Below are 24,014 nucleotides of genomic sequence, written 5' to 3'. Positions count from 1 at the left end.
TGGCACGGGCCGCGTACGGGGTGCGCGTCAGCGGCGCCCAGCGGTCGGGCAGCCGCCGCCCTCGCGGAGTCCGGGTACCGGCCGCACCTGCGATGCGGGGACGGCGCGGAACCATGGCCGGGCCTGGCTCCCGTGGACCGGCTGATCTCCACCTGTGCCCTCCGGTACATCCCGCGCGGCCTGCTGGGACACGTCCGGCCGGGAGGGATCGTCGTCGCCCCGATGGCCCGGGACTGGTGGAGCGGCGCCCTGGTACAACTGCACGTCCGGAACGACGGCACCGCCACAGGGACGTTCCGTGGCGGCGCCTCGTACATGCCGATGCGCGCGCACCGCACCGCCCACGCCCATCCCGTCGACGCGACGACAGGCCGCCCACGGCGCCCCGGCCTGGAACCCGCACAGATCCTCACCCTGGGCTTCGCCCTCTACGCGGGAGCGCGGCTGCCCGGCGTCGCAGTGACGCACCTGACCACTCCCAACGGCGTTCAGGTGTGGACCAGTTGTGCCGACGGAGCGGCGGCCACCGCGGCCACGGGCGACGACGTCTGGCAGTACGGGCCCCGGAACCTCTGGGAGGAGATCGAACAGGCACACCTGGAATACGCCGCCCTCGGCCACCCCGAACCGGACCAGTTCGGACTGACCGTGACGGATCAAGGTCAACAAGTCTGGCTACAGGCCCCGGGCCGGGTCATCGAAACGGCCGGGGAATAGCTTCCTGGTCCCAGGTGGACCACCCCGCACCCACCCTCACTTCCGGTACAGCTCCTCGATCTGGGCCGAGAAGTCTTGTGCGATCGCGTCCCGCTTCAGTTTCAGGGACGGGGTCAGGTGGCCGCTCGCCTCGGTGAAGTCGCCCGGCAGGACCGTGAACTTGCGGATCGACTCCGCTCGCGAGACCAGGCGGTTGGCCTCGTCGACCGCGCGTTGCAGGGCTGCCCGCAGCTCCTCGTCGTTCACCAGGTCCCTCATCGGGACGTCCTGCTTCTTGCGCATCCGGCGCCAGTGCTGGAGGCCGTCCGGCTCCAGGGTGATCAGGGCGGTGATGAAGGAGCGGTTGTCGCCGACCACCATGCACTGGCTGACCAGCGGGTGGGCGCGCAGCCAGTCCTCCAGTGGGGCCGGGGCGACGTTCTTGCCGCCGGACGTGATGATGATGTCCTTCTTGCGGCCGGTGATCGTGAGGTAGCCCTCCTCGTCCAGCTCCCCCAGGTCGCCCGTCGCGAACCAGCCGTCGTCGAGCACGGGGACCGGCTCGCCGCGCTCGGCGTCCCAGTAGCCCTGGAACACCTGGCCCCCGCGCAGCAGGACCTCGCCGTCGTCCGCGATCCGTACGGAGGCGCCGGGCAGCGGCCAGCCGACGGTGCCGAGGCGGGGTTTGAGGGGTGGGGTCACCGTGTGGGCGGCGGTGGTCTCGGTGAGGCCGTAGCCCTCGAAGATCTCGATGCCCGCGCCCGCGTAGAACGCGGCGAGCCGGTGCCCCAGCGGGGAGCCGCCGCAGATCGCATACCGGACATGGCCGCCGAGCGCCGCGCGGATACGTCGGTAGACCAGCGGGTCGTAGAGGGCGCGGGCCGCCCGCAGGCCGAGGCCCGGTCCGGGGCCCCTGCCGTGTTCGGCCGCCTCGACCGCCTCCCCGTAGCGCTGGGCGATCCGGGCGGCCCGGTCGAAGGACGAGGCGCGGCCCATCTTCTCGGCGGTCGCCCGGCCCGTGTTGTAGACCTTCTCCAGGACGTACGGGATGGCCAGCAGGAACGACGGCTTGAAGCCCGCGAGGTCGGCCAGCAGATCCTCGGTCCGGATGGACGGGGCGTGGCCCAGGCGGACCCGCGCCCGCATGCAGCCGATCGCGACCATCCGTCCGAAGACATGGGAGAGCGGAAGGAACAGGAGCGTCGACGCCGGGTACGCCGACACGGACGTGAAGACCGGGTGGAGCAGTTCGATGGCGTTGTCGACCTCGGCGAAGAAGTTGCCGTGGGTCAGGACACAGCCCTTGGGCCGGCCCGTGGTGCCGGAGGTGTAGATGAGGGTGGCGGGGGTGTGCGGTTCCAGGGTGGCGCGGCGGGCGGCGACGGCCTCGTCGGGGATGTCCTTGCCGAGCGTCCTGAGCCGGCCGACCGCCCCGGTGTCGAGCTGCCACAGATGGGCCAGGTCACCGAGCTGCTTGCGCTCCTGGCTGATCAGCCGGCCCTGCTCCTTCGTCTCCACGGCACACGCGACCGCGCCGGAGTCCTGAAGGATCCAGCGGGCCTGGAACGCCGACGAGGTCGGGTAGATGGGTACGGTGACCAGCCCGGCGGCCCACGACGCGAAGTCGAGCAGCGTCCACTCGTAGGTCGTACGGGACATGATCGCGATCCGGTCCCCGGCCCGGAGCCCCTCCGCCATCAGGCCCTTGGCGACCGCCAGCACCTCTGCGGCGAACTCGGCGGCCGACACGTCCCGCCAGCTGCCGTCCTGCTGCTTGCGGCTGAGTACCGCCTCGGACGGGGCCTCGCGGGCGTTGTCGAACGGGATCTCGGCGAGCGAACCGCGCAGGACGCGCGGCGCGAAGGCGGGTACGGAGACCTCCCGTACCGTTCCGTCGGCCGCCCTGGTCTTCGTGGGCTCGACCAGGACCGGGGCGGTGGGTGTGGCGGGTGGCATGGACACGTGCGGCTCCTCAACTGGGGGTCGGGCGGGTCGGTCGCCGGGTCGTCCGTCCGGCATGGTCGGTGCGTCGGTGCGTCGTTGCGTCGGTGCGGAAGGGAGAGGGGAAGGAGAGGGGAAGGAGGGGGAAAACGTTGGAGGAGAAAGGGCTCGTACTCCGAGGATCTCGCCGAACCCTCAGGCGCGTTCGAGGATCGCCGTGACTCCCTGTCCGCCCGCCGCGCAGATCGAGATCAGTCCCCGCCCCGGCGCGTCGCGCTCCGCCAGGAGCTTGGCCAGCGTGGCGACGATCCTGACCCCCGTCGCGGCGAACGGGTGCCCGGTGGCGAGGGAGGACCCCACCACATTGAGCTTGTCCCGGTCGACGGGGGCGAGCCCCTGCTTCTCCCAGGCGGCGAGCGTGGCGAGTACCTGGGACGCGAACGCCTCGTGGATCTCGAACAGGTCGAAGTCCTCGATGGTCAGTCCGGCCCGCTCCAGCAACCGTGGCACGGCGTACGCGGGCGCCATCAGCAGCCCGTCCTCGCCGTTCACGTAGTCCACGGCCGCCGTCTCGTACAGCGAGAGGTACGCGAGCGGTTCCAGGCCCTGCCGCTCGGCCCACTCCTCGCTCGCCAGCAGGACGGTCGCGGCGCCGTCGGTGAGCGGGGTGGAGTTGCCCGCGGTCATCGTCGCGTCGGGGTGACCCGCGCCGAACACCGGTTTCAGCGTGGCGAGTTTCTCCACCGTGGAGCCGGGGCGCAGGTTCTGGTCGCGGGCCAGGCCCCGGTACGGGACGACGAGGTCGTGCAGGAAGCCGCGTTCGTACGCCGCCGCCAGCCGCTGGTGACTCGTGGCCGCCAGCAGGTCCTGGGCCTCACGGGAGACACCCCACCGGCGGGCGGTGACCGCCGCGTGTTCGCCCATGGACAGACCGGTGCGGGGTTCGGCGTTGCGCGGGATGTCCGGGACGAGGTGCCGGGGGCGTACGCCCGCGAGCGCCGTGATCCGGCCGCCCGTCGACTTCGCGCGGCGGGCCGCCAGCAGGAGCCGGCGCAGTTGGTCGTTGACGCCGAGGGGCGCGTCGCTCGTGGTGTCCGCACCGCCCGCGATGGCGGAGTCGACGGCGCCGAGCGCGATCTTGTTGGCGGCGGCGATCACCGCCTGGAGGCCGGTGCCGCATGCCTGTTGGAGGTCGTACGCGGGCGTGCGCGGGTCCAGGGCCGAGCCGAGGACCGTCTCGCGGGCGAGATTGAAGTCCCGGCTGTGCTTGAGGACGGCCCCCGCGACGAACTCACCGACCTGCCGTCCCGCCAGGCCGTACCGCTCGATCAGCCCGTCGAGCGCGGCGGTGAGCATGTCCTGGTTGGACGCCTCTGCGTACGGGCCGTCGGAGCGCGCGAACGGAATGCGGCTGCCCCCGATGACCGCGACCCGGCGCGGCTGCGGGAGTGCGAGGGGAATCCGTGCGGTCAACGTGACCACCTCGCCCGGGTCGATCCCGGACGGGCCGATCGCGCCCCGGTCGGTCCCGGACTGGTCGATCTCGCCCCGGTCGGTCCGGGACGGGTCATCTCGATCGCGTTCATCTCGACCTACTCCTGACTCTTGAGTAACCTTACTCTGGAGTAAATCTACGACCGAGCAGGGAGTCTGGACAATGGCCGACCGCTATCTGCACTTCACCGGCACCGCACCCGGCCGATTCCTCACCCGCGGCCTCGGCCTGCCGCAGCCCGCCGCCCTGCGCCGCTGGTCGCTGGGGACGCCGAGCCTCGACGGCCCGTTGCTGCACCTCACGGCGGGGAAGCCGGCGATCGGGGACGAGCTCCGGGCGCTGCTCGGCACGACCGGGCTGAAGGTCGCCGACCGTGCCGAACGGCCCGCCGGCATCCTCCTGGACGCGACGGACGTCACGTCCACCGCCGGGCTCGCCGACGTGCACGCCGCCCTGCACCCCGTCGTACGCTCCCTCGCCCCCGGCGGCCGCATCGTCGTGCTCGGTACGCCGCCGTCCCCCGACGACCACCACCAGGCGGCGGCTCAGCAGGCCCTCGAAGGGTTCATGCGTTCCCTGGGCAAGGAGATCGGCAAGGGCTCCACCGCGCAGCTCCTGCGCATCGCTCCGGGGGCGGTGGCCTCCGCCGAGTCCACGTTCCGCTTCCTGTTCTCCCCCAAGTCCGCCTACATCAGCGGCCAGGTCATCGAGCTGACCGCCGCCGCCCCCGACCCGGTCGCCGACTGGGCGGCGCCGCTGTACGGCCGCACCGCCCTGGTCACCGGCGCCGCCCGGGGCATCGGCGCCTCGGTCGCCTCCGTCCTGGCCCGCGACGGTGCCCAGGTCATCTGCCTGGACGTCCCGCAGGCCGAGGACGACCTGATCCGCACCGCCGACCGGCTCGGCGCCACCGCCCTGCCGCTGGACATCACCGCGCCCGACGCCGCCGAACGCATCGCCGCCGCGGCCCCCGGCGGGCTCGACGTCCTCGTCCACAACGCGGGCATCACCCGCGACCGCCGGCTCGCCAACATGCCCGCCGACCGCTGGGCCTCCGTCATCGAGGTCAACCTCGATAGCGTGCTGCGCACCACGGACGCGCTCCTGAGGGCGGGCACGGTCAACCGCGGCGGCCGGATCGTCGCCACCGCCTCCATCGCGGGCATCGCGGGCAACAACGGCCAGACCAACTACGCGGCCGCCAAGGCCGGCATCATCGGCCTGGTCCGCACGCTGGCCCCGCGCGCCGCCGCCGACCACGGCGTCACGGTCAACGCGGTCGCCCCCGGTTTCATCGAGACGAAGATGACCGCCGCCGTACCGCTCCTCATCCGCGAGGCGGGGCGCCGGATGAACTCCCTCTCACAGGGCGGCCTCCCGGTCGACGTCGCCGAGACGACCGCCTGGTTCGCCCAGCCCGCCTCCAGCGCCGTCAACGGCCAGGTCCTGCGGGTCTGCGGCCAGAGCCTGTTGGGAGCGTGACCGCGATGCCGAGCCTGAGCGCCTCCCTGGTACGCGGAGCCGTCACCTCCCCGTTCAAGCGGGCCGGCCGGGACGGCGCCACGCTGCCCCCCGGCCGCCTCACCCTCCCCGCCGCCCCCGCCGCACCCGGCCCCCTCGCCACGTACCGCAGGATCTGCGGCTTCGACGGGCCGGAGCCGGGGCCGCTGCCGCTCACGTACCCGCATGTCCTGGCCTTTCCGCTCGCCATGCGGCTGATGACCGGCCGGGCGTTCCCGCTGCCCGTCGTCGGACTCGTCCACACCTGGATCGAGATCACCCGCCACCGGCCGGCGCACTCCACCGACTCCCTCGAACTCTCGGTGTACGCGGCCGGGTTGGCGCCCCACCGCAGGGGCACGGAAGTCACGATGGTGACGGAGGCGCGGGTCGCCGGTGAGCTGGTCTGGGAGTCGCGGAGCGGCTATCTCTCACGGCACTCGGCACCGAGGAACCGCGGTGGCGCGGGAAGCGACGGCGGCAGTCGTACAGGGGCCGGAAGCGGCGGCGGCCGTCGTACGGGGGCCGGAAGCGGCGGCGGATCAGGGAACGGCGCCGGCTCGGACCACGCGCCTCCGGCCGGTCTTCGCACCGTGGCCGAGTGGCGGCTGCCGGGGGATCTGGGGCGGCGGTACGGCGCCGCCTCCGGCGACCGCAACCCCATCCACCTGTACCCGCTCACGGCCCGGCTGTTCGGCTTCCCCCGGGCCATCGCGCACGGCATGTGGACGGTGGCCCGCGCTCTTGCCGAGGCCGGCGAACCCGGCCGGATCCGGTCCGTACGGGCCGACTTCAAGGCACCCGTCCTGCTGCCCTCCACCGTGACATACGCGGCCGACGACGCGGGCTCCACGTTCGAACTGCGGGGCGGCAGCGGCGGCGACCGCATCCATCTGACGGGGACGGTCACCCGGGACACATAGCGGCACGGCGGGGGCGGAGGGGGCGGAGGGGACGGCGGAGGCGGAGGGGACGGCGGGGGCCGGAGACTGCGGCCTCCCAGCCCGGCCACCCGCACCCGAGCGCGACGGCCACCCGCACACCCCGCCACCCGCACCCCGAGGCCATGGCTCCGACTACGTCGGGGGCTGCCAGGTGCTGCCGTTCATCAGGTTCTCCAGGCCCGCCCAGGAGAAGTTCATCAGGGTGGCCGCGGCCTCCTTCGCCGAGACGCCCGGGGTGTCGTTCGCCCATCCGGCGAGCGCCTCCGCGGCGCCCACCAGGGCCTGCGCGAGCCCCCCCACATCCCGGTCGGGGAGCGCCGGATCGTGGTGCGCCTCGCGGGCCGCCGCCCCGATCAGACCCGTCACGAACGCAACGATCTCGTCCCGCATCACGGCGACCTCCGTGGCGAACGGCTCCCCGTGCGTCCGCGCCTGGCGGTTCAGCACCGCCCAGCCGTCCGAATTCTCCGCGGTGTGGGTGAAGAACGCCCGCAGCCCGGCCCACAGTTGCCGATCGGCCGGAAGTCCCGGCTCCGCCCCGGCCCGTACCGCGTCCACCAGCGCGTTCGCCTCACGTCTGATGCAGGCGGTGAAGAGCTCCTCCTTGGAGTTCAGATACAGGTAGACCAACGGCTTGGACACCCCGGCCAGCTCCGCGATCTCGTCCATCGAGGCGGCCCGGTACCCGCGCTGCCCGAAGGTCTGCACCGCGGCGTCCATCATCTGCTGCTCACGCACGGCGCGTGGCATCCGTTTGCTCTTCACAGCACCCACGTCCGACATCCTCCCGCCCCCGCTACCCCTGGTCCTCCGTAAGAGTACGGCGCGGCCCCGCCCGGCCCCGTCGTACGGAACGGCATCCACCATGTCCGGCGGGCCGGCGGGGTTCGACGGGGTCCGACCGGCCCTAGTCCCTCCGCAGCAGCGGCCGGGGACATTCCGGGGAACCCGTACACCCGAGGTCTGACACCGGGTCCCACCGACGCATGATGTGGACAGCCGCCCTTCGGCCTAGCGTTCCCGGCATGAAGACCAGCCTTCGCAGCCGTACCGCAATCCTGGTCGTGGCCTTAGCGACCGCCGCGACCCTCGCCGCTCCCGCCACCGCGGCAACAGCGAGGCCGGCAACGGCGACCGCCACCGCGGCCTCCCCCGGCAACCCCGACACGAGCGGCACCGGCGGCACACAGAGCACCGAAGTCACGCCACCGACGCTTCCCCGCCCGACCGGCTCGTACGCGACCGGCCGCGACACGTTCCTCCTGACCGACCACTCCCGCCGGGACCCCTGGGTACCCGAAGCGGACTCCCGCGAGCTGATGGTGTCGGTGAACTACCCGGCCCGGCGGCACGGCGGCGGCACCCCGGCCCCGTACATGACGACGGAGGAGGCCAGGCTCTTCCTGGCCCAGCGGGACCTGGACAAGGTCATCCCGCCCGCCGTGCTCGGCGCCACCCGCACCCACGCCCGGGACAACGCCCGCCCGGCCCGCGGCAGGTTCCCGCTGGTGCTGCTCTCCCCCGGCTTCGGCACGCCCCGCGCGACGCTGACCGGCCTGGCCGAGGAACTGGCGAGCCGAGGCTATGTCGTGGCCACCGTCGACCACGCCTACGAGTCGACCGGCATCTCCCTCCCCGACGGACGGACCCTCACCTGCGCCGCGTGCGAACGGCTGGAGGAGACTCCGGACCTGGAGGCCAAGAAGAAGATCCTGGCCGCCGTCTCGGCCGGACGGGGCACCGACCTCTCCTTCGTACTGGACCGGCTGACCGGAGAGCGGCGCGACGGTTCGCACACGCGGGCCTGGCGGTACGCGGACATGATCGACCCGCACCGGGTCGGCACGACGGGACACTCCATCGGGGGCAGCGCGGCGGTCTCCACGATGGCCGGTGACCGCCGGGTGGACGCCGGGATCAACATGGACGGAACGTTCTACGGACGCGTTCCCGACGCGGGTCTCGGTGGCCGGCCCTTCATGATGCTCGGCACCGCCGACGGTCATTCCCCGGACAGCGCCGACACGAGCTGGAAGGAGGACTGGGCCCGGCTGGACGGCTGGAAGCGCTGGCTGACCGTCGCGGGCTCCGGGCACTTCACGTTCACCGACACCCCTGAGCTCTCCGAACAGCTCGGCCTGGAGGACCCGACGGTGACGATCTCCGCGACCCGTTCGACACAGATCACCCGGGGCTATGTGACCGCCTTCTTCGACCGCCACCTGCGCGACCGGAACCGGCCCCTGCTGAACGGCCCGACCCCGGCCAACCCCGAGGTCGTCTTCCACAGCCCCTGACGACAGCGGAGCGCCCCCGGGACCGTTGAGGACCGGGGGCGCTCCGTCGTACGGGCGTCGTCACCGCGCGCTCAAGGCGCTGCGCGGTGCAGGTGTTACGTGGTGCAGGCGCTGCGCTGCGAAGGCGTTACGCGGTGACCGGGATCTTCGCCTTCGGCTCCGCGTCCTGGACGTCGAGCGTGTCGATCTCGTCGACCGGGGACGAGGAGGCCGAGTTGTACGCGTCGTGGTCGAGGATCTTCTCGCGGGCCGACACGATCACCGGGACCAGCGCCTGGCCGGCCACGTTCGTGGCGGTGCGCATCATGTCCAGGATCGGGTCGATGGCCATCAGCAGGCCGACACCCTCCAGCGGGAGGCCGAGCGTCGACAGGGTGAGGGTCAGCATGACCGTCGCACCGGTGAGACCGGCGGTGGCCGCCGAGCCGATCACCGAGACGAAGGCGATCAGCAGGTAGTCACCGATGCCCAGCTGCACGTCGAAGATCTGCGCGATGAAGATCGCCGCCAGTGCCGGGTAGATCGCGGCGCAGCCGTCCATCTTCGTGGTCGCGCCGAACGGGACGGCGAACGACGCGTACTCCTTCGGCACACCGAGGCGCTCGGTGACCTTCTGGGTGACCGGCATCGTGCCGACCGAGGAGCGGGAGACGAAGGCGAGCTGGATCGCGGGCCAGGCACCCTTGAAGAACTGGAGCGGGCTGACCTTGGCGACGGTGGCGAGCAGCAGCGGGTAGACGCCGAACATCACCAGGGCGCAGCCGATGTAGACGTCGGCGGTGAAGGTCGCGTACTTGCCGATCAGGTCCCAGCCGTAGTCGGCGATCGCGTAGCCGATGAGGCCGATGGTGCCGATCGGGGCGAGGCGGATGACCCACCACAGGGCCTTCTGGAGCAGCTCCAGGATCGACTCGCTGAGGGTGAGGATCGGCTTGGCCTTGTCACCGAGCTGGAGCGCGGCGATACCGGCGACGGCGGCCATGAAGACGATCTGCAGGACGTTCAGCTCGGTGAACGGCGTGATCACGTTGTCCGGGATGATGCCGGTCAGGAAGTCGAGCCAGGAGCCCTTGCCCTCGGGGAGCTTGCCGTCCTTCGGGGTGAGTCCGGTGCCGGAGCCCGGGTTGGTGATCAGGCCGATCGCGAGGCCGATGGCGACCGCGATCAGCGAGGTGATCATGAACCAGAGCAGGGTGCGGGTGGCCAGCCTGGCAGCGTTGTTGACCTTGCGCAGGTTGGTGATCGACACCAGGATCGCGAAGAAGACGAGGGGCGCGACGGCCAGCTTCAGCAGCTGGACGAAGATGTGGCCGATCTTGTCGAGCGTGGTGTAGAGCCAGCTGATGTCCTGGCTGCGGGCGAGCCAGCCGAGCAGGACACCCAGCACCAGACCGGCGACGATCTGGGCCCAGAACGGGACCTTCGGTATGCGGAAACCGGAACCGGAGGGCTTACCGGTCTCGGGGGTGGCGGACGCGGGATTCGCGGACACGGACACACTCCTGATGGACGCAGCGGGGACGTACGAGGACAGACGTACGGTCGTGCGGTCGAGCGGGGACGGGGTGCGGCGCCCGCGTCGGGGGCGGCGCCGCTGCATGATGCCGGTTTCAGACGTTGCGGCAACAGACCGCGGACATACAGCGGCAGAGGTCGACATGCAGGCGCGCCACGAGCGGGATGCTCGCGGCATGGTGGGGGCGCACTGCTGTCTTCATGTCGAGTACGTTAACACTTGAACTTTGAGATCCTCAAAGCCCTTCTTTGGTCAGAGAATGCGGCACGGCCCGGCCCGGAGCGCCCCGGGAGCCGAAAAACCCCAGTACTGGAGCGGCCTGCTCCGGTCTGGGGTTCGGTGTGCGCGGGGCGCACGTGTGAGGAAGCTTACGCAGCGCTTACATGGGCGCCGCCGCCTCGCGGCCGGTCGACGGCCGAACAGCTCGTCGGCGCGGGGCCTTCGGCCCGGCGGCGACTACTGGACAGCGTCCTCGCGGGTCCGGTTCGCTTCGAGGCGGGCCTTGGTCCGGTCGACCGTGGTGATGAGCTGCGCGGACATCTCGTCACGCTGCTTGCGCAGCAGCACATAGCTGAGCGGCGCGGAGAGAAGCAGGCCGAGCAGGATGACCCACACGAAGTTGGACCCCGCGAGCCCGGAGGGCAGCAGGCCGAAGTGGACGGCCACGCCGGCGACGAAGAAACAGCCGACGAAGATCAACACGCGCAACGCCGTGTACCGGATCGTTGCGCTCGGCTTGGCAGCGGACACGGCTGACCCTCTCTCTACGTACGCTCGACGTATCTCACGATGCATTTCCTGCCCGACCAGTGAAGCATGCCCCGAATTCTCGTGGTTCACAGGGTTGCCGGGCGGCAGGGCGCAAGGGCAGCGGGGCGGGCGGGGCACGCAGGGCGGCGGGGCGGGAGTCAGCCGGGCAGCGGGATCGGCGCGGCAGCCTGTCCGTGGAGCGGGATCGGCGCGGCAGCCTGTCCGGGCAGCGGGATCGGCGCGGCAGCCTGTCCGTGGAGCGGGAGAAGCATGATGACGTCGTCGCGGTCGTCCCCGTCGGTCACCCGGATCGCGCCCGGCACCCGGCCCACTTCCTTGTAGCCGCAGGAGGCGTAGAAGCGGTCGGCCCCGGTGCCGCCCCGGCAGGTGAGGCGGATGGCCTCGACCCCGGCGAGCCCGCGGGCCGCGTCGGCCGCCGCGGCCATCAGCTCGCGACCATGACCCCGGCCCTGGTGACGAGGGTGGACCATGACCGTGTAGAGCCAGATCCAGTGGGTCATCAGCCGGTGGGAGTTGAGGGCGAGGAAGGCGGTGGCGGCGACACCGCCGTCCTCGTCGAAGCCGACGAGCAGCCGGGTGCGGCCCTCGACGATCGAGACCAGGTGCTTGAGCAGCTCCGGCCGGATCTCCTCGGCGTCGGCGGGCGGTACGAAGCCGACGGCGCCGCCCGCGTCGGTGACATCGGCCCACAGCTCGATGATGCCGTCGTGGAGGGCCCGGTCGAACGCGGGGTCCAGCGTGAATGTAAGCGCCATAGGGCGAGAGTAACCATTACGTCTCGCCGCCCTCAACCCCCGTCCGAAACGCGAGAAAGCCCCGGCCGGGACGGCGGCCAGGGCTTTCGTACAACGAGACGCGACGCTACGTACGACCAGACGCCGACGCGCTACGGGACGCCTGCGTACGACCGGACGCCTATGTACGACCAGACGCACGACGCGACGCCGACGCACAACGCGGACGCGACGTCAGACGCGCATCGGCTGCGGCTCCTCGCGCCGTCCGGCGTCCGGGCCCGGGTACTCGCGGAGGATCTCGTACCAGGTGTTCCGCTCGACGGGCCGGAAGCCCGCGTCGCGGATCAGGTCCAGCAGGTCCTCGCGGCCGAGCTTGTTCGGTGTGCCGTAGTTGTCCGCGTCGTGCGTGATCTTGTACTCGACGACCGACCCGTCCATGTCGTCCGCGCCGTGCTGGAGCGCGAGCTGGGCGGTCTGCACGCCGTGCATCACCCAGAACACCTTGACGTGCGGGACGTTGTCGAACAGCAGCCGGGAGACCGCGAAGGTCTTCAGCGCCTCGGCACCGGTCGCCATCGTCGTACGCGCCTGGAGCTTGTTGCGGACCTTGCCGTCCTTCATGTCCACGAAGTCGTGCTGGTAGCGCAGCGGGATGAAGACCTGGAAACCGCCGGTCTCGTCCTGCATCTCCCGCAGCCGCAGCACGTGATCGACGCGGTGACGGGGCTCCTCGATGTGCCCGTACAGCATCGTCGCCGGGGTCTTGAGCCCCTTCTCGTGCGCGAGACGGTGGATGCGCGACCAGTCCTCCCAGTGGGTGTCGTGGTCGACGATGTGCTGGCGGATCTCCCAGTCGAAGATCTCCGCGCCGCCGCCGGTCAGCGATTCCAGACCGGCCTCGATCAGCTCGTCGAGGATCTCGGAGGCGGTGAGGCCGGAGATCGTCTCGAAGTGGTGGATCTCCGTCGCCGTGAACGCCTTGAGCCCCACGTTCGGCAGGGCTTCCTTCAGCGCGCTGAGCGAGCGCGGGTAGTAGCGCCACGGGAGGGTGGGGTGCAGCCCGTTGACGATGTGCAGCTCGGTGAGGTTCTCGTTCTCCATCGCCTTGGCGAGGCGGACGGCCTCCTCGATGCGCATCGTGTACGCGTCCTTCTCGCCCGGCTTGCGCTGGAACGAGCAGTACGCGCACGACGCGGTGCACACGTTCGTCATGTTGAGGTGACGGTTGACGTTGAAGTGCACGACGTCGCCGTTCTTGCGCGTGCGCACCTCATGAGCCAGCCCGCCGAGCCACGCCAGGTCGTCGGACTCGTAGAGGGCGATCCCGTCCTCGCGGGTCAGCCGCTCGTCGGCCCGGACCTTCTCCTCCAGCTCGCGCTTGAGTCCCGCGTCCACTAGGGCGCCTCCCATATCTCTCCGTAACAGACTTCGTCCACCGTACGCCTACGACTCCTCCGGGAGTTCCCCGACCCGGTTCTCCCACTTGGTGGAGAGCACGATCGTGGTACGGGTCCGGGAGACGCCCTTCGTACCGCTCAGCCTGCGGATCGTCTTCTCCAGGCCGTCCACGTCGCCGACCCGCACCTTGAGCATGTACGAGTCGTCGCCCGCGATGAACCAGCAGTCCTCGATCTCCGCGAGGTCCTTCAGCCGGCGCGCGACGTCCTCGTGGTCGGCCGCGTCCGAGAGCGAGATGCCGATCAGCGCGGTGACGCCGAGGCCCAGCGAGGCGGAGTCGACGGTGGCGCGGTACCCGGTGATGACCCCGGCGGTTTCCAGCCGGTTGATGCGGTCGGTGACGCTGGGCCCGGAGAGCCCGACGAGCCGTCCCAGCTCGGCGTACGAGGCCCTGCCGTTCTCCCTGAGGGCCTGGATGAGCTGCCTGTCCACCGCGTCCATATGACTGGAACCTTCCATTGTTCAGCAGTACCGCGAGTTTACGTGTAGAATCTAAGGCATGCAGGGTCCGAACCCTGCAAATCTTTCAGAACATCCAAGAAATGCTTTCGAATCTTCAGGAGTGACACCGTGTACACGATCGAGATGGCCTACGCCCGGATGCGCGAGCTGCAGGACCTGGCCAACCGCTCGCGTGCCCACCAGCCCGCCGCCGCGCACCGCGTCGACAAGACGCGCAACCCGCGTGGCCCGAAGAAGCGCTGACCCCACCGGGCCGGCCCCGCGCTCAGCCCTCCGAGCCGCGAGAGCCACCACCGAGCTCTCCCTCCCAGCGGCGGTACAGCCGATGCGGCACTCCTGCCGCGTCCAGCACCCGCCCGGCGACGAAGTCCACCAGATCCTGGATGTGCGTCGCCCCCGCGTAGAACGCCGGAGAGGCGGGCAGCACCACGGCGCCCGCCTCGTCCAGAGCCACCATCTGTTTCAGCGTTTGACCGCTCAGCGGCGTCTCGCGCACCGCGACGACCAGCGGGCGCCGCTCCTTGAGCGTCACGCTCGCGGCCCGCTGCAACAGGTCCTTCGACAGGCCGAGCGCCACCCCGGCCACACAGGCGGTCGAGGCCGGAACGATCAGCATCCCCCGCGCCGGGTACGACCCCGAGGACGGCCCGGCCGCCAGATCACCGGCGGCCCAGTGCCGCACCCGGTCCAGCTCGGCCCCGCCCACCTCGAAGGTGTCCGGCTTCCCGTCCGCCCCCCGCGCCAGCCACGTCCGCAGATCCTGTCGCCAGTGCGCGTCACGGAAGGCGATCCCGGTCTCGTCCAGCAGTGTCAGCCGCGAGGCACGGCTCACCACCAGATCCACGCTCTCGCCCGCCGCCAGCAGCCCGCGCAGGACGGCGGCCGCGAACGGAGTCCCTGAGGCCCCGGACACCCCGACAATCCAAGGCCGCCGCTGCCGATGAGTCACTGAAGTCCCGGATTCCACACCCGCGAGCCTATCCGCCACGTCTGCGTACACCGCACCCGGAACACGTCCGTGTACACCGCCCGGAACCGGGCGGAACCGGGCGGAGGTGACGGACGTTCCTCAGGGTGACGGGCACGCCGGGGGCAGGGGCCAGCCATGAACGAATTCCGTACGACCGCCACCACCACGACCACCACGACGAGCACCGGCGCACGGGCCAGGACGGCCGGTGCGGTCATGGTGGGCTGGGTCGCCCTGCTGTGGATCCTCGAAGGCATCGACACGGCGACCGGACACGCCCTCGACACCTACGGCGTCACACCGCGCGAACCGGCCGAACTGCGGGACATCGTGCCGTCCGCGTTCCTGCACGGCGGCTGGGACCATGTCGCCTCCAACAGCGTCCCGCTGCTGGTCCTCGGCTTCATCGCGGCGCTGGCGGGCATCCGGAGATTCGCCGCCGTGGTCCTCACGGTCATTCTGGTCAGCGGACTCGGCGTCTGGCTGACCGCGCCCCCGGACACCGTGACCCTCGGCGCGTCCGGGGTGGTCTTCGGCCTCTTCGGCTATCTGCTGGTCCGCGGTTTCGTGGACCGCAGACCGCTCGACATCGTGGTCGGCGTCGTCATCGCCGCGGTCTACGGCTCCCTGCTCTGGGGCGTACTGCCCACCGACTCCGGCATCAGCTGGCAGGGCCACCTCTTCGGTCTGATCGGCGGTGTCGGCGCGGCCTTCGCCTTCCGCCGCTCCCGCCGCACCCCCCACGCCGTCACGGCGTGAGGCGACCCCCGCACTCGCCCCACCGCACGCCCGGCCACGCGCCCGCCGCCGTCACGGCGTGAGGCCGCGCATGGACAAGACCCGCCGCCGTCTCGGCGTGAGGCCGCGCATGGACGAGACCCGCCGCCGTCACGGCGTGAGGCCGCGCATCAGCAGGTCGAGCAGCGCGCACGCGAAGAGGGCGATCCCGATGAAGCCGTTGACGGAGAAGAAGGCACGGTTGAGCCGGGACAGATCGTGCGGTCGCACCACCCGGTGCTCGTACACGAACGCCACGGCGACGACCGCCATCCCGATCCAGTAGAAGTGCTCCGCGCCCGTGGCCAGCCCGAACCAGACCAGCATCCCGGTCGTGATCACATGGCAGACCCGCGCGCCCCACAGCGCGGCCGGAATCCCGAAGCGGGCGGGCACCGACAGCACCCCGTGGGCCCGGTCCGCCCGCACGTCCTGGCAGGCGAAGATCAGGTCGAACCCGCCGATCCAGATACCGACGGCGAGCCCCAGGATCACCGCGTCCCACGACCAGTTGCCGGTCACCGCGAGCCAGGCGCCGACCGGTCCGATGGCCTGCGCGACGCCCAGGATCGCGTGCGGGTAGTTCGTGAACCGCTTGCCGTACGGGTAGACCACCATCGGCACGACCGCGAGCGGCGCGAGCACCAGACACAGCGGGTTCAGCAGAGCCGCCGCACCGAGGAAGACCACCAGGGCGGCCAGCGCCCCCGTCCACGCCGACTTCACCGACACCGCTCCGGTGACCAGCTCCCGGCCCGCCGTACGCGGATTGCGGGCGTCGATCTCCCGGTCGATGATCCGGTTGGCGGCCATCGCGAACGTGCGCAGCCCGACCATCGCGAGGGTGACGAGCAGCAGCGTGCCCCAGTGGATGTTCTCGTCCAGCCGGAACATCGCGGTCAGCGCGGCGATGTACGCGAAGGGCAGCGCGAAGACCGAGTGCTCGATCATCACGAGCCGCAGGAACGCCTTGACCCTGCCGCTCGGCTCCGCGGAGCCGGATCCGAGCGATGCCTCGGCGGCGCTCACAGTCCGTATTCCTTCCAGCGGCGGTCGACCTTCGCCGCCGTCTCCGGGTCGGACTCGACCATCTCCGGCCATCCCCCGTCCCGGGTGTACCCCTCCTCGGGCCACTTCCGCGTCGCGTCGATGCCCGCCTTGCCGCCCCAGAACTGCTGGTAGGAGGCGTGGTCGAGGTGGTCGACCGGACCCTCCACGACCGTCAGGTCACGGGCGTAGTCGGTGTTGCCCAGCGCCCGCCACGCGACCTCGTGCAGATCGTGGACGTCACAGTCGGCGTCCACGACGACGATCAGCTTGGTCAGCGACATCATGTGCGCGCCCCAGACGGCACTCATCACCTTCTGGGCGTGCTTGGGGTACTTCTTGTCGATCGAGACGATCGCGCAGTTGTGGAAGCCGCCCGACTCCGGCAGGTGGTAGTCCACGATGTCCGGCACGATGATCTTGAGCAGCGGCAGGAAGAACCGCTCGGTGGCCCGCCCCAGCGGCCCGTCCTCGGTCGGCGGCCGTCCCACCACGATCGACTGGAGCAGCGGGCGCCTGCGCATGGTCACGCAGTCGATGGTCAGTGCGGGGAACGGTTCCTGCGGGGTGTAGAAGCCGGTGTGGTCGCCGAAGGGTCCCTCCGGCAGCATCTCGCCGGGCTCCAGCCACCCTTCGATGACGACCTCCGCCTGGGCGGGGACCTGGAGCGGCACGGTCTTGCAGTCGACCATCTCGATCCGCTTGCCCTGGATGAACCCGGCGAAGAGGTACTCGTCGATGTCCCCGGGCAGTGGTGCGGTCGAGGCGTACGTCACCGCGGGCGGTGCGCCGAAGGCGATGGCGACCGGCAGCCGCTCCCCGCGCTTGGCGGCGACCTGATAGTGGTTGCGGCTGTCCTTGTGGATCTGCCAGTGCATGCCGATGGTGCGCTTGTCGTGGCGCTGGAGCCGGTACAGCCCCAGATTGCGTACGCCGGTCTCCGGGTGCTTGGTGTGCGTGAGGCCCAGGTTGAAGAAGGAGCCGCCGTCCTCGGGCCAGGTGAAGAGCGCGGGCAGCCGGTCCAGGTCCACGTCGTCCCCGGTGAGGACGACCTCCTGGACCGGGGCGCTGTCGCCCTTCACCTTCTTCGGCGGCACGTGCACCATCGAGCCGAGCTTCCCGAAGGCTTCCCGCACCCCGACGAAGCCCTGCGGCAGTTCCGGCTTGAGCAGTCCGCCGATCTTGTCGCTGATGTCGGAGTACGACGTCAGTCCCAGCGCCTTGAGCAGCCGCCGGTCCGTCCCGAAGACGTTCATGGCCAGGGGCATGGAAGCGCCCTTGACGTTCTCGAAGAGCAGGGCGGGCCCGCCCGCCTTGTTCACCCGGTCGACGATCTCGCCGACCTCCAGGTGCGGGTCGACCTCGGCCTTGATGCGCTTGAGATCGCCCTCACGCTCAAGAGCCCGGAGCAGGGAGCGAAGATCGTCGTAAGCCATGCCGTCCAGTTTGTCATCCCCGCCCCGGCCGCCCGCCGGGGCTCCCCCGACTCCGGACCCGGGAAGTCCACCCGCAGCCGGTAGCCTGGCCGCGTCACCGGGGTCATCACATCCCGCCGCCGCTTTCAGGGGGACGCCTCACCATGCTCAGGGCCTTGATCTATCTGCTGCCGCTGGCGCTGACGATCTATGCGTTCATCGACTGTCTGAACACGCCGGAGGACGAGGCCAAGCACCTGCCGAAGGTGGCCTGGGTCTTCATCATCCTGCTGTTCTGGATCGTCGGCCCGATCGTCTGGCTCGCCGCGGGCAAGGTGCGCCAGGGGCCCGCCGGAGGCCGTACGCCCTCCGAGTGGCACCGCGGGCACCGCACCCAGTGGGTGGCGCCGGACGACAACCCGGAGTTCCTGAAGGGGCTGAAGGACGACAACAAGAAGGACGAGTCGCTCCTCAAGGACTGGGAGGCGGATCTGCGCCGCCGCGAGGAGGAGATCAAGCGCCGCGAGGGCAGCGCGGGCCCGGAGGACCCCACTCCGCCGGCTTCCTCCTGACCTTCGGGTCCCTCACGGGTACAGCAGGTGCCCCAGCCGGTTGAGCAGGGGCAGCAGTGCGGTGCGCTCCTCGGGGGTGAGCGCCTCCAGGGCTCCGTGCACGACACGCATCTCGGCGCGGATGCGGTGGGCCAGCTCGGCGCCCTCCGCGGTGCGGGCGGCGACCTTCGAGCGGCGGTCCTCGGGGGACGGGGTGCGGGTGACCAGGCCGCGGGCCTCCATGCGGCCGATGAGACCGGTGGCGTTGGACGCGTCGCAGACCAGGTGCGCGGCGAGCGCGCTCATCGGCAGGGGTGCGTTCAGTGCGATGAGGGCGCGCGCCTGTGAGGTGCTGAGGCCGTGGCGGGCGGCGACGGCGGTGAGATCGTCGTGGTGTCCGCGGACGACGACGGCCAGGGGTTCCAGCAGTTCGTCCGGGGTGGGGACGGCGCGGTGGGCCGGTTCCTGGGGCATGGGTCGGTCATCCTTCGATCGGTAACCCGCACACACTTATTTGACATGCTCAACTTTTGGCCGTTACATGAAACGTATTGCTTGAGCATATCAACCTTTGCGCTCACCCCCGTGTCCCGTAAGGAGTACACCCCCATGCAGACCTCCCCCACCGGCCGGCCGGCCGCGCCCGAGGCCCCCGCCGACATCGTCGCCCGCCTCCGCGCCACCTTCCGCACGGGCCGCACCAGGGACCTCCACCGGCGCACCGACCGGCTGCTGCGGCTGCGCTCGCTGCTCACCGAGCACGGCGACGACCTCGCCGACGCGCTCCGCGCCGACCTGGGCAAGAGCCGCAAGGAGGCGTACCGCACCGAGATCGACTTCACCGTCCGGGAGATCGACCACACCCTGGAGCACCTCGCCGACTGGCTGCGGCCCGAGCCCGCCCCCGTACCCGCCCATCTCGCCCCCACCGGGGCCACCGCCCACACCGTGCTGGACCCGCTCGGCGTCGTCCTCGTGATCGCGCCGTGGAACTACCCGGTGCAGCTGCTGCTCGCGCCGGTCGTCGGCGCGCTGGCGGCCGGGAACTGTGTGGTGGCCAAGCCCAGCGAACTGGCGCCCGCGACCTCCGCCGCCGTCGCCCGGCTGCTGCCGCGCTTCCTGGACCCGGACGAGGTCGCCGTCGTCGAGGGCGCGGTGCCGGAGACCACCGCACTGCTGGAGCAGCGCTTCGACCACATCTTCTACACCGGCAACGGCACGGTCGGCCGCATCGTGATGGCCGCCGCCGCCAGGCACCTCACCCCGGTCACCCTGGAACTGGGCGGCAAGTCACCGGTGTACGTGGACGGGGACACGGACCTGGACACGGTCGCCGCCCGCCTCGCCGCGGGCAAGTTCCTCAACGCGGGCCAGACCTGCGTCGCCCCCGACTACGTCCTGACCGGCCCGGAGACCGCCCCCGCCCTCGCGGACGCGCTCGCCACCGCCGTCGAGGAGCTGTACGGGCCGGACGCCTCGGCGCACCCGGAGTACGGGCGGATCGTGAACGAACGCCACTTCGACCGGCTGGCCGCGCTCCTGGGGTCCGGGCGGACGGTGACGGGCGGGGCCCACGACCGGGACACCAAGTACATCGCCCCGACCGTCCTCGCGGACGTCGCGCCGGACGCGCCCGTGATGCGCGAGGAGATCTTCGGGCCGATCCTGCCCCTCGTGACGGTCGACGGCCTCGACGGGGCGATCGCCTTCATCAACGACCGGGACAAGCCGCTCGCCCTGTACGCCTTCACCGGATCACCCGCCGTACGGGACCGGCTGCTGGCCGAGACCTCCTCGGGCGGCGTCGGCCTCGGACTGCCGCTGGCCCATCTGACCGTCTCCGACCTGCCGTTCGGCGGGGTCGGCGAGAGCGGCATGGGCCGGTACCACGGCCGGTACTCCCTGGAGACGTTCAGCCACCGCAAGGCGGTCCTGGACACCCCCCTTTCCGCGTGAACGGCCCCTACGCGCCCTGGCTGAAGGTCGCCCTCGCCGAGGCCCGTGCCGGCCTGGCGGAGGGCGGCGTACCGATCGGCGCCGCCCTGTTCGGGGCCGACGGCACCCTCCTGGGCCGTGGCCGCAACCGCCGTGTACAGGACGGCGATCCGTCCGCGCACGCGGAGACGGCGGCGTTCCGTGCGGCCGGGCGGCAGCGCTCGTACCGGGGTACGACGATGGTGACCACCCTCTCGCCCTGCTGGTACTGCAGCGGCCTGGTCCGGCAGTTCGGGATCTCCCGGGTCGTGATCGGGGAGGCGGAGACCTTCCGCGGCGGCCACGACTGGCTGGCCCGGCACGGCGTCGGGATCGTGCTGCTCGACGACGCGGAATGCACCGCGCTCATGCGGGACTTCGTCCGCGAGCGCCCGGACCTCTGGAACGAGGACATCGGCGCGAGCTGACCGCGCCAGAGGGCCGGCGAGGAACGGCTGTCCGCGCCGCCCCCCTCGCGAAAGACGGCTGCCCGCCCCCGTGCACAGGGGGCGGGCAGCCGTTTCGGGTACCGCTGTGTCTCAGACTCCGGCGTAGGAGTGCTTGCCGGTGACGAAGATGTTCACGCCGTAGTAGTTGAACAGCCAGCAGCCGAACGCGACGAGCGCCAGGTAGGCGGCCTTGCGGCCCTTCCACCCGGCGGTGGCGCGGGCGTGCAGATAGCAGGCGTACGCGACCCAGGTGATGAAGGACCAGACCTCCTTGGGGTCCCAGCCCCAGTAGCGGCCCCACGCGTCGCCCGCCCAGATCGCGCCCGCGATGATCGTGAACGTCCACAGCGGGAAGACGGCGGCGTTGATCCGGTACGCGAACTTGTCCAGGGACGACGCGGAGGGCAGCCGCTCCATGACCGAGGTGGCGAACTTCCCCGGCGTACCGCCGCTCGCGAGCCGGTTCTCGTAGCCGTCACGGAACAGGTAGAGCACCGTGCCGACCGCGCCCAGGTAGAAGACGGCGCCGCAGATGATGGCGGTGGAGACATGGATCCACAGCCAGTACGAGTGCAGCGCGGGCACCAGCTGGTCGCTGTCGGTGTAGAGCGTGGTGGTCGCGATGCCCAGGTCCAGCAGAACCGTGGTGACCAGCGGCAGACCGATCCAGCGGACGTTCTTCTTCAGCAGGAGGAACACCAGGTACGCGCCGACCACCACCGTGGAGAAGGTGATGGAGAACTCGTACATGTTGGCCCAGGGGGCCCGCTCCACCGACAGCGCGCGGGCGATGACACCGCCCGCCTCGACCAGGAAGCCGAGGACGGTGAGGGAGATCGCGATCCGCCCCCACATGTCGCCCTTGAACGTGCCGCCGGCCGCGCCGGGGCCGTCGGGGACGTCCCGGGTCCCGGCCGCGGAACGGGTGACGATCGCGGGGCGTTCCAGCACGGCGGTGGCGCCGTTCTTCCCGGCGACCTGCACCTTCACCGTGGAGTCGGCCTTCTCGGCGCCGGTCCCGGCCAGCGCGGCGGCGGTACGGCCGACCTTGCTGCGGCTGCCGAAGACCCACTCCGCGATGTGTGCGAAGAAGGCCAGGGTGTAGACGGCCATCGACGAATAGATCAGCACATTGCTGGTGTGCGCCAGATTCTCGTTGGTTGCGGCGGCGAGATTCACTTCTCAGCCCCTTCGGCAGGCTTTTCGGCAGGTTGTACGGGATCGGCCCCGGGGCCACTCGCGACAGCGGGGTCATGGGTCGCGGCCGGATCGCCGGTCGCGACAGCGGACACGTCGGAGTCGTCGGACGCGTCGGGGGCGTCGGTCGCCGGAGTGTCGGGCGCCGGGGCGGCGGGCGCGACGGGCGCCACCGCGTTGAGGTCGGCCACGAGGTCGGCCAGCTCCTCGGGAAGCTTCGCGGACTCGCTGCGGCCCAGACCCGCCATCTCCACGACCGTGACACCGTCCGCTCCGCGTACCGCCCGCACCCACACCCGGCGGCGCTGGATGAACAGCGAACCGGCGAGTCCGGCGATGGCGGCGATGGCCCCGGTGAGCGCCCAGCCGGTGCCCGGCTGCCGCGAGATCTGGAAGCTCGCCCACTCCTCGACGCTCTCGAAGGTGATCGAGCCGCCGCCGTCGGGCAACTTCATCGACTCGCCGGGGCGCAGCCGCTCCTTGAGCTGCTTGCCCTCGGCGTTCTTGAACTCCTTCATGTTCTTCTTGTCGAGCTGGTACACGTTCTGCGGCAGCCCGGAGTCGACGCCGAGGGACCCGTGGTAACCGTTCAGGGCCAGCACCGGGTAGTCGGCGGCGGGGAACTGGGAGAACATCGTGCCCATGCCGTCGCCCGCGAACGTCGGGACGAAGAATGCCTGGAATCCCAGCTGGGTCTTCTTGCCGTTCTTGTCGCGGTAGCCGTCCATCACCTTGATCGCGCCGGTCGAGGTGACGTTGTTGTCGATCGGCAGCAGCGGCACGGCACCCCGCGAGACGACCTTGCCCCTGCCGTCCCTGACGGTGATGACCGGGGCGTAGCCGTGCGCGTTGAGATAGACCTTGGTGTGGTCGACGACCAGCGGTTCGTTGACCTTGATGACGGACTTCTTCGGCTTGCCGTACGCACCCTCGGAGTACGTCACACGGGCCTCGTACGTCCGGGGCGTCCCGCGCTGCGGGCCGCTCTTCGCGTACGTACCGACGAAGTTGTCGAGCGTGAAGCTGAACGGGACGAGCGAGTCGAGGTCGTAGAGCGAACCCGGCTTGACGTCGTCGTACTGGGTGGGCGTGTTGGAGAAACCGTCACCCTCGACGACCAGCTTGCCGCCCTCGAACTTGAAGAGCTGACCCGCGCCGAAGGCCACCAGCATCACGATGAGCGACACATGGAACATCAGGTTCCCGGCCTCGCGCAGATAGCCCTTCTCGGCGGCGACCGCGTCACCCACCGCGTGCGAGCGGAAGCGCCGTCCGCGCAGGGTGGCGAGGGCCGCCTCGCGGACCTGCTCGGGGTCGGCCTCGGTGCGCCACGTCGTGTACGCGGGCAGCCGGGTCAGCCGCTTCGGCGCGCCCGGCGGACGGCTGCGCAGCTGGCCGATGAACTGGCCGGTGCGCGGCACGATGCAGCCGATCAGCGAGATGAACAGCAGGATGTAGATCGCGGAGAACCACACCGAGCTGTAGACGTCGAAGAACTGGAGCTTCTCGTAGATCGGCGTGACAGTGGTGTGGGCTTCCTTGAAGGTCTGCACCTTCAGTTCGTCCACGCTGTTCTGCGGGATCAGCGAGCCGGGGATGGCGCCGAGCGACAGCAGGAACAGCAGGATCAGCGCGACCCGCATCGAGGTGAGCTGGCGCCAGAACCAGCGGGCCCAGCCGATGACGCCCATGGCGGGCACGGTCCCGCCGGACTCGCGCTCGGGGCGCTCCTCGCGCGGCGCGGTGGAGAGCTGTTCCCCGGCGGCGCCGAGCTCACGCTCCTGCTCGCGCTCGTCCGTGGTGTTCGTCTTGCTCAT

At 70.8% G+C, this 24,014-nt stretch carries 21 protein-coding genes and 2 pseudogenes; 9 read left to right on the top strand and 14 right to left on the bottom strand.

What is annotated here, in order from left to right; translation table 11 throughout:
• Positions 1-45: 45 nt before the first annotated feature.
• Positions 46-717: pseudogene (locus A6A29_RS32220) on the top strand (methyltransferase domain-containing protein); the annotation flags it as partial.
• Positions 718-753: 36 nt separating this feature from the next.
• Here the strand turns inward: A6A29_RS32220 and A6A29_RS32215 are convergent.
• A complete protein-coding gene (locus A6A29_RS32215) occupies positions 754-2,658 on the bottom strand; it encodes an AMP-dependent synthetase/ligase (RefSeq protein WP_073725627.1) in 1,905 nt (634 codons plus the stop codon).
• Positions 2,659-2,832: 174 nt separating this feature from the next.
• A complete protein-coding gene (locus tag A6A29_RS32210; protein WP_073726480.1) occupies positions 2,833-4,110 on the bottom strand; it encodes an acetyl-CoA C-acetyltransferase in 1,278 nt (425 codons plus the stop codon).
• A 184-nt stretch (positions 4,111-4,294) separates the two neighbouring features.
• Here A6A29_RS32210 and A6A29_RS32205 point away from each other — a divergent pair, with 184 nt between their 5' ends.
• Positions 4,295-5,614 (top strand): 3-oxoacyl-ACP reductase, encoded by a 1,320-nt coding sequence (locus A6A29_RS32205; protein ID WP_073725625.1) that lies wholly within the window; start codon positions 4,295-4,297, stop codon positions 5,612-5,614.
• Between the two features lie 5 nt (positions 5,615-5,619).
• Positions 5,620-6,555, top strand: a complete 936-nt coding sequence (locus A6A29_RS32200; RefSeq protein ID WP_073726478.1) for a MaoC/PaaZ C-terminal domain-containing protein — start codon at positions 5,620-5,622, stop codon at positions 6,553-6,555.
• 153 nt (positions 6,556-6,708) lie between these two features.
• On the opposite strand, the gene A6A29_RS32195 is transcribed toward A6A29_RS32200, so the two are convergent.
• The gene (locus A6A29_RS32195) at positions 6,709-7,326 is read right to left on the bottom strand and encodes a TetR/AcrR family transcriptional regulator (protein ID WP_073726476.1); all 618 of its coding nucleotides are present in this window, start codon (positions 7,324-7,326) and stop codon (positions 6,709-6,711) included.
• Between the two features lie 275 nt (positions 7,327-7,601).
• Between A6A29_RS32195 and A6A29_RS32190 the strand changes: the two genes are divergently transcribed.
• Positions 7,602-8,873 carry an alpha/beta hydrolase family protein gene (locus A6A29_RS32190; protein WP_073725623.1) on the top strand — a complete coding sequence of 424 codons (1,272 nt, stop codon included), beginning with the start codon at positions 7,602-7,604 and terminating at the stop codon, positions 8,871-8,873.
• Between the two features lie 127 nt (positions 8,874-9,000).
• Here the strand turns inward: A6A29_RS32190 and A6A29_RS32185 are convergent, their stop codons facing one another.
• The 5 genes and pseudogenes from A6A29_RS32185 to A6A29_RS32160 all read right to left on the bottom strand — a co-directional run bounded on the left by A6A29_RS32185 (position 9,001) and on the right by A6A29_RS32160 (position 13,796).
• Complete coding sequence (locus A6A29_RS32185; RefSeq protein WP_073725621.1) at positions 9,001-10,365, bottom strand: dicarboxylate/amino acid:cation symporter; 1,365 nt, start codon at positions 10,363-10,365, stop codon at positions 9,001-9,003.
• Between the two features lie 480 nt (positions 10,366-10,845).
• Positions 10,846-11,139 (bottom strand): DUF4229 domain-containing protein, encoded by a 294-nt coding sequence (locus tag A6A29_RS32175; protein WP_073725617.1) that lies wholly within the window; start codon positions 11,137-11,139, stop codon positions 10,846-10,848.
• 257 nt (positions 11,140-11,396) lie between these two features.
• A pseudogene (locus A6A29_RS32170) lies at positions 11,397-11,915 on the bottom strand (GNAT family N-acetyltransferase); the annotation flags it as partial.
• 213 nt (positions 11,916-12,128) lie between these two features.
• On the bottom strand, positions 12,129-13,292 hold the full coding sequence (gene mqnE, locus A6A29_RS32165) for an aminofutalosine synthase MqnE (protein WP_073725615.1): 1,164 nt from the start codon (positions 13,290-13,292) through the stop codon (positions 12,129-12,131).
• A gap of 48 nt (positions 13,293-13,340) precedes the next feature.
• Complete coding sequence (locus A6A29_RS32160; RefSeq protein WP_010063935.1) at positions 13,341-13,796, bottom strand: Lrp/AsnC family transcriptional regulator; 456 nt, start codon at positions 13,794-13,796, stop codon at positions 13,341-13,343.
• Positions 13,797-13,925: 129 nt separating this feature from the next.
• Here A6A29_RS32160 and A6A29_RS47675 point away from each other — a divergent pair, with 129 nt between their 5' ends.
• A complete protein-coding gene (locus A6A29_RS47675) occupies positions 13,926-14,060 on the top strand; it encodes a hypothetical protein (RefSeq protein WP_266805591.1) in 135 nt (44 codons plus the stop codon).
• Between the two features lie 22 nt (positions 14,061-14,082).
• On the opposite strand, the gene A6A29_RS32155 is transcribed toward A6A29_RS47675, so the two are convergent.
• Positions 14,083-14,766, bottom strand: a complete 684-nt coding sequence (locus tag A6A29_RS32155; protein ID WP_073725613.1) for a UbiX family flavin prenyltransferase — start codon at positions 14,764-14,766, stop codon at positions 14,083-14,085.
• A 156-nt stretch (positions 14,767-14,922) separates the two neighbouring features.
• Here A6A29_RS32155 and A6A29_RS32150 point away from each other — a divergent pair, with 156 nt between their 5' ends.
• A complete protein-coding gene (locus A6A29_RS32150; RefSeq protein ID WP_073725611.1) occupies positions 14,923-15,546 on the top strand; it encodes a rhomboid family intramembrane serine protease in 624 nt (207 codons plus the stop codon).
• Between the two features lie 129 nt (positions 15,547-15,675).
• Here A6A29_RS32150 and mqnP read toward each other — a convergent pair whose 3' ends face one another.
• Both mqnP and A6A29_RS32140 read right to left on the bottom strand, forming a co-directional pair.
• Positions 15,676-16,593 (bottom strand): menaquinone biosynthesis prenyltransferase MqnP, encoded by a 918-nt coding sequence (mqnP, locus tag A6A29_RS32145; RefSeq protein ID WP_073725609.1) that lies wholly within the window; start codon positions 16,591-16,593, stop codon positions 15,676-15,678.
• Positions 16,590-18,047, bottom strand: coding sequence for a menaquinone biosynthesis decarboxylase (locus tag A6A29_RS32140; RefSeq protein ID WP_073725607.1), 1,458 nt, complete (start codon positions 18,045-18,047; stop codon positions 16,590-16,592). The genes mqnP and A6A29_RS32140 overlap by 4 nt, the downstream gene beginning before the upstream one ends.
• 143 nt (positions 18,048-18,190) lie before the next feature.
• Here A6A29_RS32140 and A6A29_RS32135 point away from each other — a divergent pair, with 143 nt between their 5' ends.
• Positions 18,191-18,598 (top strand): PLD nuclease N-terminal domain-containing protein, encoded by a 408-nt coding sequence (locus A6A29_RS32135; RefSeq protein WP_073725605.1) that lies wholly within the window; start codon positions 18,191-18,193, stop codon positions 18,596-18,598.
• Positions 18,599-18,610: 12 nt separating this feature from the next.
• On the opposite strand, the gene A6A29_RS32130 is transcribed toward A6A29_RS32135, so the two are convergent.
• Positions 18,611-19,051 carry a MarR family winged helix-turn-helix transcriptional regulator gene (locus tag A6A29_RS32130; RefSeq protein WP_073725603.1) on the bottom strand — a complete coding sequence of 147 codons (441 nt, stop codon included), beginning with the start codon at positions 19,049-19,051 and terminating at the stop codon, positions 18,611-18,613.
• Positions 19,052-19,186: 135 nt separating this feature from the next.
• Here A6A29_RS32130 and A6A29_RS32125 point away from each other — a divergent pair, with 135 nt between their 5' ends.
• Together A6A29_RS32125 and A6A29_RS32120 are read left to right on the top strand one after the other, a co-directional pair.
• Positions 19,187-20,533 carry an aldehyde dehydrogenase family protein gene (locus A6A29_RS32125; protein WP_073725601.1) on the top strand — a complete coding sequence of 449 codons (1,347 nt, stop codon included), beginning with the start codon at positions 19,187-19,189 and terminating at the stop codon, positions 20,531-20,533.
• Positions 20,530-20,979 (top strand): nucleoside deaminase, encoded by a 450-nt coding sequence (locus A6A29_RS32120; RefSeq protein WP_073725599.1) that lies wholly within the window; start codon positions 20,530-20,532, stop codon positions 20,977-20,979. Before A6A29_RS32125 ends, A6A29_RS32120 begins: the two co-directional genes overlap by 4 nt.
• 111 nt (positions 20,980-21,090) lie before the next feature.
• Here the strand turns inward: A6A29_RS32120 and ccsB are convergent, their stop codons facing one another.
• Together ccsB and resB are read right to left on the bottom strand one after the other, a co-directional pair.
• On the bottom strand, positions 21,091-22,179 hold the full coding sequence (gene ccsB, locus A6A29_RS32115; RefSeq protein WP_073725597.1) for a c-type cytochrome biogenesis protein CcsB: 1,089 nt from the start codon (positions 22,177-22,179) through the stop codon (positions 21,091-21,093).
• A complete protein-coding gene (gene resB / locus A6A29_RS32110; protein ID WP_073725595.1) occupies positions 22,176-24,014 on the bottom strand; it encodes a cytochrome c biogenesis protein ResB in 1,839 nt (612 codons plus the stop codon). Before resB ends, ccsB begins: the two co-directional genes overlap by 4 nt.

Origin of the sequence: Streptomyces sp. TSRI0281 (assembly GCF_001905125.1) — a bacterium.
GTDB lineage: Bacteria > Actinomycetota > Actinomycetes > Streptomycetales > Streptomycetaceae > Streptomyces.
This window is presented reverse-complemented; position numbering and strand designations above follow the sequence as displayed.